The sequence below is a fragment of the Lutibacter sp. genome, from assembly GCF_013139515.1.
Lineage (GTDB): Bacteria > Bacteroidota > Bacteroidia > Flavobacteriales > Flavobacteriaceae > Lutibacter.
This window is the reverse complement of the sequence record NZ_WTAR01000064.1, coordinates 16,949-29,659: the sequence shown is the minus strand read 5'-3', so window position 1 is coordinate 29,659 and position 12,711 is coordinate 16,949. Positions and strand designations below refer to the sequence as shown.

The window sequence follows — 12,711 nt, the reverse complement described above, 5'->3', positions numbered from 1 at the left end:
ATTTCTGAGTGTTTAATAAATTTATATTTTTACTAAATGAAAATAAAACACATATTTTTCGATTTAGATCATACCTTATGGGATTTTGAAGCAAATTCTAATATTGCTTTCGAAACAATTTTTAAAAAACACCATGTAGGCATAGATTTACAAAAATTTTTAAATTATTACAGAGGTATCAATCAAAATTATTGGAGATTATACAGAAATGAAAAAATAACAAAAGAAGAACTTAGAATTGGTAGGTTAAGAGATACTTTTGTAAAGATAAAGCAACAGTTTGATTATGAGCTTATTAATAATTTATCAATAGATTATATTGAAGTATTACCAAATAACAATTTACTTTTTGATGGCACTCATGAAATTTTAGAACATTTGCATTTAAAATATAAGCTTCATATTATTACCAATGGTTTTAACGAGGTTCAATATAAAAAGTTAGATAACTCAGGATTAAGTAAATATTTCGATAAAATAATTACGTCTGAAGATGCAGGAGTAAAAAAGCCCAATCCAAAAATTTTCAAATATGCATTAGATTTAGCAGAAGCTACATCAAAAGAATCAATGATGATTGGTGATAACTGGGAGGCTGATGTTATGGGAGCTATAAATCACGGAATAGATGCAATTTACTTTAATTACGAAAATAAAAGTGTTGGAGAGAATATAAAGAGTGTAAATCAGTTAATAGAAATAAAACAATATTTATAAATAAAAAGTATTTTAGCTTTAAATTCAATTTTTATGAACCCCAACAAAATAATTTTAACATTGCTAGTGCTAGTATTAAGCTTGCAAAGTTGCACTAAAGATGTTGATTTTGATCAGATTGATGATGCAAGCATTCATACAACTTACATTGCAACTTTAATTTATCTAAATTTAGATGTTCCAAATTTTTTAAATGAATTAAATGAAGAAATTACGTTTTCTCAAGATCTTATTCAAGCGCCAATACCTACTGAAACAAGGGGTTATTTAGAAAAAATTGAATTTACTGTTTTAACCAATAATACTTTTGAAAGAAATTTTATACTAGATGTTGTATTTTACAACGAAAATAACCAACCAATTTACGTACTTCAGCCTCAAATTTTTATTGAAGAAAACTCTTCAGAAGTAACAACAATTTTAGAAATTCCAGAAGAAGATATAGCCATAATTTACGATACAGCTTATTTTGGTTTTACATTGGTGCTTTCTCAAAGTACAGATGGCAGTGTGCTTTCAGTTAACGGAACATCAACGTTAGAAATACAATCGTTTTTCAAACTTTTTTTTAATTATAAAAATATATGAGAAAATTAGTTATTGTAAGTTTTCTTGTATGTACACTTTCGTATGCTCAAAACAAACAAGTTTTATATGATTTTTCTAGTTTACCTCAAACATTACTTTTAAATCCTGGAGCTGAAGTTAACCATAAAATTCATGTTGGTATGCCTTTGTTTTCACAGTTAAGCTTTCAGGCTGGTTTTACAGGATTTTCAGTATATGATATTTTTGCTGATGATGGAATTGATATAAATGATAAAATAAGAAATGCTGTAAACAATTATGGCACAAGTGAATTTATGGCTTTAAATCAACAATTAGAGGTGCTAAATGTAGGTTTTCGTTTAAAAAATAATTCATTTTTAAGTTTTGGATATTACCAAGAGTTTGATTTTATAGCTAAATTTCCGCGTGATATTGTAGATTTATTTTATGAAGGAAATACAGATATAAACAGAAATTATTCCATTAATAAACTAGCTGCCAGAGCTGAGTTGTTTGCTGTTTTACATGTAGGTTTATCAAAAAAAATAAATAAGAAATTACAAGTTGGAGGAAGAGTTAAATTATATTCAAGTGTTTTTAATGCAAACTCAAGGCTAAATACAGGTTCATTTTTTACGGGAGTTGGAACTGACAATATTTACACTCAGCATTTAGATAATGTAGATTTTATGATGCAAACTTCAGGCGTATTTTTAGATGACGAAGAAGATGTAGATGGAAAATATGTAAAAGATAAATTACTTTTTGGAGGTAATTTAGGATTGGGTTTTGATGTTGGCTTTACATATCACCCAAAAAAACAATGGATAGTTACAGGGAGTATATTAGATGTAGGTTTTGTTAATTACTCTAAAAATGTAGAATCATATCGTGTAAAAGGAGATTATGATATTGAAGGATTTCAGTTGAATTTTGATCCTGATAATCCACAAAATTATTGGAATGACTTAAAAGACGAATTTGATGATAGTATTGTCTTAGACACACTCTATAAAAGCTATATTGCATTGCGCCCAATTAAATTAAATGGCTCAATTAGTTATTCTTATGGTCAAAAATATGACGATTGTAGATTTTTAATAGACCCAAATACGTATTTAAATAAAGTAGGTTTTCAATTCTATTCAAACGTAAGCGCTGTCCATTCTTATATGGCAGCTACATTGTTTTATGAACGAAGATTGGGTAAACATTTGCAAACAAAAATCACATACACTGCTGATCCGTATTCCTTTTCAAACATAGGAGTTGGGCTTTCAACACAATTAGGTATTTTTAACACTTATTTTGTAGCTGATAATTTACTAAGTTTAAATAATTTATACGATGCTAAAAGTGCTAGTTTTCAACTAGGTATAAATTTTATTATAAAGCATAAAAATTAGTACATTTACAATTACCAACATAGTATAATTTAATAGCATACATCATTATGAATAAATCAATTTCAATATCTTTTTTCTTCCTATTTTTTTGTTCAATACTAATTGCTCAAAATAGCATTAATTCATATAAATATATTTTAGTGCCAAAACAATTTGAATTTCAAAAATCTGTAGATCAACACCAACTAAATTCACTTACTAAGTTTTTATTTGAAAAAGCAGGTTATACAGTTTTATTTACCGATGATCAATATCCAGAAGATTTAGCTATGAATAGTTGTTTAGCTTTAAAAGTAAAATTAAATAACAATCCAAGTTTTTTAAAAACTAAAATGAATATAGATTTATATGATTGTAAAAATCATTTAATCTTTACAACAAAAGAAGGTGTATCTAAAGAAAAGGTCTATAAAAAAGCTTATTATGAAGCAATTCGTTCAACGTTTGTTGAGCTTGAAGAACTCAATTATGCTTATAAAGCCAAAAGTGAAAATACCGTTGTAGAAAAAGTAGTTGTTGAAGAACCAAAAGAAGTACCAATTAAAAAAGTTGAAAAGGCTATAACTGTTAAAGAAGTAGAAATTCAACCTGTTGTTAAAGAAAATGTTGCTGAAGTGAAACAAGAAGTTTCTGTAATTAAAAACCCAAACCAAATTGTAAAACCAGTTAAAATTAGCCCTAAAACTATTGAAGGAACCTTTAACTTTGAAAAATGGGGAATAAGTACAATTTCAAAAAATGGTAATGAGTTTAAAGTGGTTAGTGGTGATGAAAATTTTGAACTTGCAACAATTTACAAAACTTCAAAACCTACAATTTATATTATAAAATGGGTAACAACGAAACAACCTCAGTTAGTAGAAATTAATAATGAGGGAAATTTAAAAGTTGACACGAATTCAGGTTCCAAAATATATGATAGAGTACATAATTAAGTAAATTAGTGATGATTTTAAGACGATAAATCAATCAATAATTATACTTGTTTTTCCATAGTTTTTTTAGAAATTCTCTGAATGAATTTTCTCTTGTATTATTTCCCGGCTCATAAAATTTGGTGTTTTCAATTTCTGAAGGTAAAAATTCTTCTGTAGCAAAGTTAGTAGAATAACTATGGGCATATTTGTAGTTTTTTCCGTAATCTAATTCTTTCATTAATTTTGTTGGTGCATTTCTTAAATGTAGAGGTACAGATAAATCGCCTGTTTCTTTTACCAATGCTTGTGCTTTACCAATAGCTTCATAAGAAGCATTACTTTTAGGTGAACTTGCTAAATACACAGCACATTGACTTAATATAATGCGTGATTCTGGAAATCCAATAGTAGTAACAGCCTGAAAGGTATTATTAGCTAAAATTAGCGCTGTTGGGTTTGCATTGCCAATATCTTCTGAAGCTAAAATTAGCAACCTTCTAGCAATAAACTTTACATCTTCACCACCTTCAATCATTCTTGCCAGCCAATAAACAGCTCCGTTAGGATCGCTTCCTCGTATAGATTTTATGAAAGCTGAAACAATATCATAATGTTGTTCGCCAGTTTTATCGTATAAAACAGTATTCTTTTGAACTTTAGAAAGCACCAAATCATTGGTAATTGTTATAGGTTCATCTTCTGAATTTACCACCAATTCAAAAATATTTAACAATTTCCGTGCATCTCCACCTGAAATACGTAACAATGCTTCAGTTTCTTTTATAATTACATTCTTTTTTGAAACAATACTATCTGTTTTTAAAGCACGTTCTAACAATGCTTCTAAATCTGCTTTATTAAATGAATTTAAAATATATACTTGGCAACGAGATAGGAGGGCAGGTATTACTTCAAAACTAGGATTTTCAGTAGTTGCGCCAATTAAAGTAACCCAACCTTTTTCAACAGCTCCTAATAGTGAATCTTGTTGAGATTTACTAAATCTGTGTATTTCATCAATAAATAATATTGGATTTTTACTGGTAAACAAACCACCACTTTGTTTTGCTTTGTTTATAATGTCACGAATATCTTTAACACCTGAATTTATGGCACTTAATGTATAAAAAGGACGTTTAGATTCTTCGGCTATAATTGTGGCTAATGTGGTTTTTCCAATACCTGGAGGTCCCCATAAAATTAATGAAGGAATTACACCGCGTTTAATATGCTGTGTTAAAGCGCCATTTTTACCAACTAAATGTTGCTGACTAATATAATCATCTAAATTTTTTGGTCTAATACGTTCTGCCAAAGGTTCATTCATAGTGTAAAAATAAGAAATAATTTAGAAGCTATTTTAATTGTTGTTGCTTTGTTTTCTGACAATATTTCACAAACTAATAATTTGGACTTATATTTGAAATAGTATATGTATACTTTAAATAATGAGCGAAACTAATTTTACATACAAATCTAATGTTATTGGTATTCCATTAGTCACTATCATTTTAATTTGGGTTATCTATTTTGTTGAAATTAAGTTGGGTTTAAATTTTAATAATTACGGTATTTACCCAAAATCAATACTTGGACTAAGAGGTGTTATTTTATCACCTTTTATTCACAGTGATGCAACACACTTATTTAATAATTCCATTCCATTAGCGGTCATGTTAGGTTGTTTGTATTATTTCTACCAAAAGATTGCCAATAAGGTGCTTTTTATTGGTTTGCTAACCACAGGACTTTTAACCTGGATTATAGGAAGACCATCATACCATATTGGAGCAAGTGGTATTATATATTTATTGGTTAGTTTTGTTTTTTTTAGCGGTATATTTAGAAAGTATTATAGGTTAATAGCACTTTCTTTGGCAGTAGTTTTTTTATATGGAAGTATGGTTTGGTATATTTTTCCAACGGAAGAACGAATTTCTTGGGAAGGGCATTTATCGGGCTTTGTAACGGGTTTTATGCTAGCTTTTTTATACAGAAGAAAAGGGCCGTTACCTCAAAAATTTATCTTCACTAAAAATGAAGAGTTTGAAATGTTATTTGATGAGGAAGGTAATTTTAGTCCACCCGAACCTGTTGTAGAAGAAGAAAATGAATAGACTAACTCTTTTAAGTTAATTTTAGGAATTCATCTTTTTTGATATGCAAATAGATAATTGTTGATAAAAAAATAGCTAGAACGAGTATGTTTAGTTGCTGGTTTAGTATTTTTATACAATTAGTTAAAACGAATCTCTAAATAAAGAGTTTCTAGCATCTTTCTAAAAATTGTACAATTTTCTTTATATTATACTACATTATTTATAAAAATATACTACTATTTTCCGCTAAATAATTGTACAACTTTTCTAGATAATATCAAGACTTTTTCAAATATCTCTTGGCGATTTTACAAAATCGCTAAGTGTTAATCTTATTTTAAATAACATATTAAATTAGAAACGTCAATTTTTTTACAAGAATACTATATTTAAGTTGCTATTCTAACCGATAACTGATTTCAGAAACCTAACCCATCAACCCTTTATTCGTTGTCTGGTTGCTTCATATAAAAATGCTCCACATGCTACAGAAACGTTTAATGATGCAATTTCACCCAATAATGGAAGCTTCGCTTTATGAGTTACAACTTTTAAAATTGAAGGGTTAATACCTCTATCTTCCGAGCCCATAACAATGGCCGTTGGTAACGTTAAATCTATATCGTAAATTAAGTCCTCTGTTTTTTCAGTAGCAGCCACTAGTTGAATATCTGCAGCCTGAAATTGAAAAATAGCATCTTTTAAATGATCTACTTTACAAATTGGAATTTTAAAAGCAGCACCGGCTGATGTTTTTACGGTATCAGCGCTCACAGGAGCGTTTCCTTGTTTTTGAATTACAATTCCATCAACACCAGTACATTCAGCAGTTCTAATCATAGCGCCAAAATTACGAACATCAGACACTTGGTCTAATAGTAAAAATAAAGGTGTTTTTTTATGTTCTAAAGTCGTTGTAATTAGCGTGTCTAAATCGGCAAATTCAATAGGAGATATTTGAGCAGCAACACCTTGATGGTTACTGTTTTTTGATAATCTGTTTAATTTTTCAATTGGAACATGGCTTGTTGCAATATTATGCTTTTTAATCAATGAATTTAATTCAGAAAATAAGTGACCACTTAAATCTTTCTGTAAATAAACTTTACTAATTGTTTTTCCTGAATTTATAGCTTCTATAACAGCTCTAATACCAAATATTTTTGAAACCTCGTTTTCCATGGTGCAAATGTAGGGTTTTTGTGTGGTACGATTCTTGTTGCATGAATTAAAATTTTCAGGAACACTTTAAAAGTAATAGAACTTTGAAAATTATAAAAAAAACCATGGAAATAGTTAAATGCATATATTTAATTAAATAGTTGGCTTAAATTGTTTGTAGTACATTAACTTTTTGTTTAAGTTTGCTAGTACTATAAAATACACTATTGTTTTTGTAGTTATTTACTTAAAAAACAGATTATAAAGGATATATAATGAAAAAAAAATTACGCTACCAACTTATACTAATTGTTTTATTTTGCCTTCCATATACAGCCATTGGACAGGTTAAAAGTAATACGCCAAAAAGTTATCAGAAATCGATGAGATTTGTTGATTCTAATACTATTAATGAAGCTAAAGAAAAATTCATAATTGAATTTGGTCTAGATGATAACACTACTTTTATTGAGTTTCAATCTAATTCTGATAAAAAAGGAGGGATTCATAAAAAATACCAACAATATTATAAAGGTATAAAGGTTGAATATGGAACCATGATTGTTCATTTAAAAAATGGTAAAGTAAGCTCTATTAACGGAGAATTGTACAATCCTAAGGATTTAAATTTAGTTTCTAATTTAACACCTACAACTGCTTTAAATAAGGCGATTGCACATATAAGTGCAAAAACATATTTATGGGATTCTACAGAGCAGTCAAAAACAAATAATTATAAAAAACCTGAAGGAGAATTAGTCATTTTCCCAGTGTTAGAAAATGGGAATTCTATATTAAAACTTGCGTATAAATTTGATGTGTATGCAACTGTTCCAATAAGTAGAGGCTATGTGTATATTAATGCTTTTAATGGAAGTTTTTTGTTTAATGACCCAATAATTAAACATGTGAATAATGAGTATTCAACTCATGATGTTTTAAAAAAATCGAATTCTAATAAAAGTATGACTACTGCAATAATGTCTGCAGGAATAGCAGATACAAGATATAGTGGAAGCCAATCTATTGAGGCTAGGGCAGAATTAGATGGAACATTTACATTGAATGATGATATAAGAAATGTACACACATACAATGCTCAAAATTCACCAACTAATGGTACTTACCAATTTACAACTGTTGATTTTGTTGACGATGATAATGTATGGTCTTCTGCAGAATTTGACAATGCAGCAAGAGATAATGCAGCACTTGATGCACATTGGGGAGCAATGAATGTGTATGATTTTTGGAACATGTTAGGTAGAAATAGTATTGACGATGCCGGAATGGAAATGAGAAGTTATGTACATGTAGGAACTGATTATTTTAATGCTTTTTGGAATGGTTCAGTGATGTCATATGGAGATGGTACGCCAAATCCATTAACTTCAATTGATATTGTTAGTCATGAGATGGCTCACGGTGTAACTACTTGGACTGCAAATTTAGTTTACGCAAGAGAATCTGGAGCAATGAATGAAGGTTTTTCAGATATTTTTGGAGCAGCTGTCGAATTTTTTGCAAAAGGAACAGGTACAGATAGTAGCCCAAATGCTGAAACATGGTTGCTAGCAGAAGAATTTTGGCCAGGAGGTTATTTGCGTTCAATGAGTGACCCTAAAAGTAAAGGAGATCCTGACACATACAATGGTACAAATTATACAGATGCTACAAGTAATTGCATTCCAAGTAGTTCTAATGATTACTGTGGGGTTCATAGCAACAGTGGTGTATTAAATCATTGGTTTTATATTTTAGTTGCTGGTAAAGCAGGCACCAATGATGCAGGAGATATATATAATGTTACAGGAATTGGTATGACAAAAGCTCAAGAAATAGCTTACTTAACATTAAGAGACTATTTATCCCCAAATTCTACATTTATTGATGCTAGAAACGGAGCTATTGAAGTTGCTGCAAGTTTGTATGGAAGTAATAGTATTGAAAGACAAGCAACCCAAGATGCTTTTTATGCAGTAAATGTTGGTGATAAGTTTATTCCTTTTGATACTGATATAAATTTAGTTGAGTTTACAGAATTAGTTGATATTACTTGTGGAGGTGATGTTATTCCAAAAATTTTAGTTCGTAATTCAGGTGCTACGAATGTAATAAATACAATTCAAATCAATTATTCAATTGATGGCATTTCACAAACACCTTTTAATTGGAATGGAACTTTAAATATCAATGAAGAAGCAGAAATAACGTTACCAGCAATAAGTGAAGTAACAATTAAAACATATACTTTAGATGTAGAAGCTGTAGTTGCTGGAGATGGAGATGTATCTAACAATACTATAACAAGCCCATTTAGAGTTAATAGAAGTGATGGTACTCCTACTGAAGTCAATACATTTGATAATTTTCTTGTTGATTATTGGTTAACTTATAATGAAGGAGAAGGAAGTAATTTGTGGCTTATTTCTAGTCCAGATAAAACCAATCTTAATACAGTAACTTCAGGTGAAAATGCATATGTAACTAAAAAAACTGTAGATTATCCAAATGAGACAAAAGCTTATTTAATTTCTCCATGTTATGATTTAACAGCGTTTACAAGCCCGAAAATGAAATTTAATATGGCATTTCAACTTCAAGAAAATTTTGACATTATTTATGTTGAGTATTCTACAGATGCTGTAAATTGGTCGTTATTGGGAAGTTCTACAGATCCAAATTGGTACAATAGTAATCGAATTTTTGAAAGCGGTGAAATTTCTAGCGATTGTCAGAACTGCCCTGGGGGTCAATGGACAGGGACTAATACTGCTTTTTCTGAATTTAGTTATGATTTAAGTAGTTTTAAAAATGAACCAAATATAATTTTTAGATTTGTTTTTCATTCAGATGCAAGCGTTACAGATGAAGGTGTAGTAATTGATGATTTTGTTATTGAAGAACTAGGAGTTTTAGCTGACGATGATGGTGATGGAGTTCAAAACAGTTTAGATTTATGTGCTGCAACTCCAACAGGAGAAGCTGTAGATGCAGATGGATGTAGTGATTCACAATTAGACGATGATGGTGATGGAGTTTTAAACGATGTTGATAATTGTCCAGAAACTGCAAATCCTGGTCAAGAAGATGTTGATGGAGATGGGATTGGTGATGTATGTGATAATTGCGCTTCAACACCAAACGCAGATCAAGCAGATACTGACGGTGATGGAGTTGGTGATGTGTGTGATAATTGTCCAGATACAGCAAATGCAGATCAAACAGATTCTGATTTTGATGGAATAGGAGATGCTTGTGATCTTTGTGAAGGTTCAAATGATTCAATTGATACCGATGGAGATGGTGTTCCTGACGGATGTGATATTTGTCCAGGCTCTGATGATACAGTAGATGCTGATGGCGATGGTGTTCCTGATGGTTGTGATATTTGTCCAGGTAACGATGATTCTATTGATACTGATGGTGATGGAATTCCTGATGGTTGTGATAACTGTATTGATACTGTAAACAATGATCAAGCAGATGCTGATGGCGATGGTGTAGGTGATGTTTGTGATATCTGTCCAGGTTCTGATGATACAGTAGATACTGATGGCGATGGTGTTCCTGATGGTTGTGATATTTGTCCAGGTAACGATGACTCTATTGATACTGATGGTGATGGAATTCCTGATGGTTGTGATAACTGTATTGATACTGTAAACAATGACCAAGCAGATGCTGATGGCGATGGTGTAGGTGATGTATGTGATTCAACACCAAATGGAGATACAGATAATGACGGCGTTGATAATCTAGATGATTTATGTCCTGGGACACCTGCAGGAACACCTGTAGATACAACAGGATGTTTCGCATTAGTTTCAAATAATTTTAATGTTGAAGTTATTAGTGAAACGTGTCCAGATGAAGGTAACGGACAAATATTAATTTCAGCAATAGAAGATTACACATATACCACTACGATTAATGGAATTCCTTCTGAATCATTTACCAAAAATGATGATTTTAAAGTTGATACTTTAGAACCTGGAATATATAATTTATGTATTTCGGTTACGGGTCAAACATTTGTACAATGTTTTGATGTAGAGGTTATAGAAGGTGAACAAGTAGTTGCTGATGCAACAGTTAACTTTAGCAAAGCTGAAATAGAAATTAAAATGGGAACTGCACCCTATACAATTTATGTAAACGGAGAAGAAAGTTTTAAAACGAGCTCTCCAGTGTTTAATGTTGATGTGAAACACGGTGATTTGATTGAAGTTAAAACAGCAAAATCTTGTGAAGGTACGTTCTCAAAAACGATTGAGTTATTAGATGAAATAGTTGCCTATCCAAACCCAACCAATGGGATATTCGATATTGCTTTACCGGTTTCACAAAAAGAAGTAGTGATTGAACTGTATACGATACATTCACAGTTAATTTCAACAAGAACATATCCAATTACTTATGGTAATGTACAGTTAACACTTGAAAATCAACCAACAGGATTGTATATTGCAAAAGTAAAATTAGAAAGTCCAATAATACTTAAAATAATAAAACACTAAGAAGAGAAGAAAATGGAGCTTATTACTGGCGTGTAAAAGCAACTGTTATGAGAACGTTTCAAGTAGTTACTCAAGGTGAATGAATTTTTACGATGAAGAGGGAGCGACTAAACATATTCCTTTTGCACCAGAATTAGTTGCTCCATCAACAGCTGTAGTTTCAGAAACAAGCTTTTTACAAGCTATTGAAGTATCTATAACAAACTCATGGAACGTAGTTGTAAAAAATGGACAAGTATTGGACATTTAAAACTGATTGGTGTTTACTAAAGTAGGCTTATAGTTTGGTTTTTATATATTAATAAGTGATTAAACAATAATATCTAGACGCTTCTATTAAAACATCTAGACCTTTTTGTAAAAAGGTCTAGATGTTTTTTTATCTTTGTACGACTAAAATTAAGTATCTACTTAGCTGTTTGATAAATTTAAGAGAGATATTAAAAGATGTTTAAACATACAAATTTAAAAAGCCATAAATATGCCTATACCATTAAAAATTGTTAAAAAAAGAGATCCACGAGATATTACTTTACCTGTGAAATATTATGTAAGTACGAAAGCAACGGGAGAAATAAATTTTGAAGATTTAGCTCACAAAACATCTGAGCAATGTACCGTAACAAAGGCCGATTGTTATGCCGTATTAATTGCTTTAGAAGAAAACATTAAGGATGCACTTAGTTTTGGTCAAATTGTGCGATTTGGTACGCTAGGAAGTTTTCAAATTAGCATAAGCTCACATGGAAGCGAAACAAAAGAAGGGGTTGGACTTGCTGCAGTTAAAAGTAAACGTATTTTATTTAGACCCGATAAACGATTTAAATTATTTTTAAAAGGATTAAGTTTTACCAAAGCAGGATTTAAAGATTGAATGTAGGGTTTGAGTTTGTAGTTCTATACAACATATGTTTGCTTTATTTAAACAAAAAAACTTCCCAATTGGGAGGTTTTAAATATGTATAAACTTGAGTTATACATAAAGACTTCAGATTGTCATTTATAAAAGTTAAGGTAAAAACGGTGTCATTCCTGCGAAGGCAGGAATCTAAATGCATCCTATTTATGGATTCCTGCCTTCGCAGGAATGACAAAACAACTATAAAAAGCACTAACTATAACAATTTGCATTATTTCACGTATTGAACTCACGTTATAAGCTCTTATGGAGCATCCTATTTATGGATTCCTGCCTTCGCAGGAATGACAAAACAACTATAAAAAGCACTAGCTATAACAATTTGTATTATTTTACGTATTGAACTCACGTTATAAGCTCTTATGGTAGTGAAACTAAAGAATCTTTAGGTTTGGGAATTTAAAATTAAAACGTATTTTATGT

General features: G+C 30.4%; 10 protein-coding genes. 8 read left to right on the top strand and 2 right to left on the bottom strand.

All coding sequences use genetic code 11. The features are described 5' to 3' along the window. The first annotated feature begins 36 nt into the window (after positions 1-36). Genes GQ540_RS06410 through GQ540_RS06395 form a run of 4 tightly spaced genes read left to right on the top strand, consistent with a single transcriptional unit; the run spans position 37 to position 3,607 of the window. Positions 37-717 (top strand): YjjG family noncanonical pyrimidine nucleotidase, encoded by a 681-nt coding sequence (locus tag GQ540_RS06410; RefSeq protein WP_291799066.1) that lies wholly within the window; start codon positions 37-39, stop codon positions 715-717. Positions 718-750: 33 nt separating this feature from the next. Then, on the top strand, positions 751-1,305 hold the full coding sequence (locus GQ540_RS06405; protein WP_291799063.1) for a hypothetical protein: 555 nt from the start codon (positions 751-753) through the stop codon (positions 1,303-1,305). Continuing rightward, positions 1,302-2,672 carry a DUF5723 family protein gene (locus GQ540_RS06400; RefSeq protein WP_291799060.1) on the top strand — a complete coding sequence of 457 codons (1,371 nt, stop codon included), beginning with the start codon at positions 1,302-1,304 and terminating at the stop codon, positions 2,670-2,672. The genes GQ540_RS06405 and GQ540_RS06400 overlap by 4 nt, the downstream gene beginning before the upstream one ends. A gap of 47 nt (positions 2,673-2,719) precedes the next feature. Beyond that, complete coding sequence (locus GQ540_RS06395; protein WP_291799057.1) at positions 2,720-3,607, top strand: hypothetical protein; 888 nt, start codon at positions 2,720-2,722, stop codon at positions 3,605-3,607. Between the two features lie 34 nt (positions 3,608-3,641). Here the strand turns inward: GQ540_RS06395 and GQ540_RS06390 are convergent, their stop codons facing one another. After that, positions 3,642-4,916 carry a replication-associated recombination protein A gene (locus tag GQ540_RS06390; RefSeq protein WP_291799054.1) on the bottom strand — a complete coding sequence of 425 codons (1,275 nt, stop codon included), beginning with the start codon at positions 4,914-4,916 and terminating at the stop codon, positions 3,642-3,644. Positions 4,917-5,037: 121 nt separating this feature from the next. On the opposite strand from GQ540_RS06390, the gene GQ540_RS06385 reads away from it, so the two are divergent. After that, the gene (locus GQ540_RS06385; RefSeq protein WP_291799050.1) at positions 5,038-5,706 is read left to right on the top strand and encodes a rhomboid family intramembrane serine protease; all 669 of its coding nucleotides are present in this window, start codon (positions 5,038-5,040) and stop codon (positions 5,704-5,706) included. A gap of 417 nt (positions 5,707-6,123) precedes the next feature. Here GQ540_RS06385 and rlmB read toward each other — a convergent pair whose 3' ends face one another. Then, positions 6,124-6,870, bottom strand: coding sequence for a 23S rRNA (guanosine(2251)-2'-O)-methyltransferase RlmB (gene rlmB / locus GQ540_RS06380; protein ID WP_291799046.1), 747 nt, complete (start codon positions 6,868-6,870; stop codon positions 6,124-6,126). A 254-nt stretch (positions 6,871-7,124) separates the two neighbouring features. Here rlmB and GQ540_RS06375 point away from each other — a divergent pair, with 254 nt between their 5' ends. From GQ540_RS06375 to GQ540_RS06365, 3 genes are all read left to right on the top strand, one after another. Further along, a complete protein-coding gene (locus GQ540_RS06375) occupies positions 7,125-11,369 on the top strand; it encodes a M4 family metallopeptidase (protein WP_291799045.1) in 4,245 nt (1,414 codons plus the stop codon). A gap of 79 nt (positions 11,370-11,448) precedes the next feature. Further along, positions 11,449-11,619, top strand: a complete 171-nt coding sequence (locus GQ540_RS06370; protein WP_291799012.1) for a hypothetical protein — start codon at positions 11,449-11,451, stop codon at positions 11,617-11,619. Between the two features lie 231 nt (positions 11,620-11,850). After that, a complete protein-coding gene (locus tag GQ540_RS06365) occupies positions 11,851-12,243 on the top strand; it encodes an HU family DNA-binding protein (protein ID WP_291799009.1) in 393 nt (130 codons plus the stop codon). The last annotated feature ends 468 nt before the right edge of the window (positions 12,244-12,711 follow it).

What these genes read in the sequence shown, in the direction of transcription:
- GQ540_RS06410 (WP_291799066.1), top strand. Translation starts at nt 37, where the DNA reads ATGAAAATAAAACACATATTTTTCGATTTAGATCATACCTTATGGGAT.
- GQ540_RS06390 (WP_291799054.1), bottom strand. Translation starts at nt 4,916, where the DNA reads ATGAATGAACCTTTGGCAGAACGTATTAGACCAAAAAATTTAGATGAT.
- GQ540_RS06365 (WP_291799009.1), top strand. Translation starts at nt 11,851, where the DNA reads ATGCCTATACCATTAAAAATTGTTAAAAAAAGAGATCCACGAGATATT.
- GQ540_RS06385 (WP_291799050.1), top strand. Translation starts at nt 5,038, where the DNA reads ATGAGCGAAACTAATTTTACATACAAATCTAATGTTATTGGTATTCCA.
- GQ540_RS06395 (WP_291799057.1), top strand. Translation starts at nt 2,720, where the DNA reads ATGAATAAATCAATTTCAATATCTTTTTTCTTCCTATTTTTTTGTTCA.
- GQ540_RS06375 (WP_291799045.1), top strand. Translation starts at nt 7,125, where the DNA reads ATGAAAAAAAAATTACGCTACCAACTTATACTAATTGTTTTATTTTGC.
- GQ540_RS06405 (WP_291799063.1), top strand. Translation starts at nt 751, where the DNA reads ATGAACCCCAACAAAATAATTTTAACATTGCTAGTGCTAGTATTAAGC.
- GQ540_RS06400 (WP_291799060.1), top strand. Translation starts at nt 1,302, where the DNA reads ATGAGAAAATTAGTTATTGTAAGTTTTCTTGTATGTACACTTTCGTAT.
- GQ540_RS06370 (WP_291799012.1), top strand. Translation starts at nt 11,449, where the DNA reads ATGAATTTTTACGATGAAGAGGGAGCGACTAAACATATTCCTTTTGCA.
- rlmB (WP_291799046.1), bottom strand. Translation starts at nt 6,870, where the DNA reads ATGGAAAACGAGGTTTCAAAAATATTTGGTATTAGAGCTGTTATAGAA.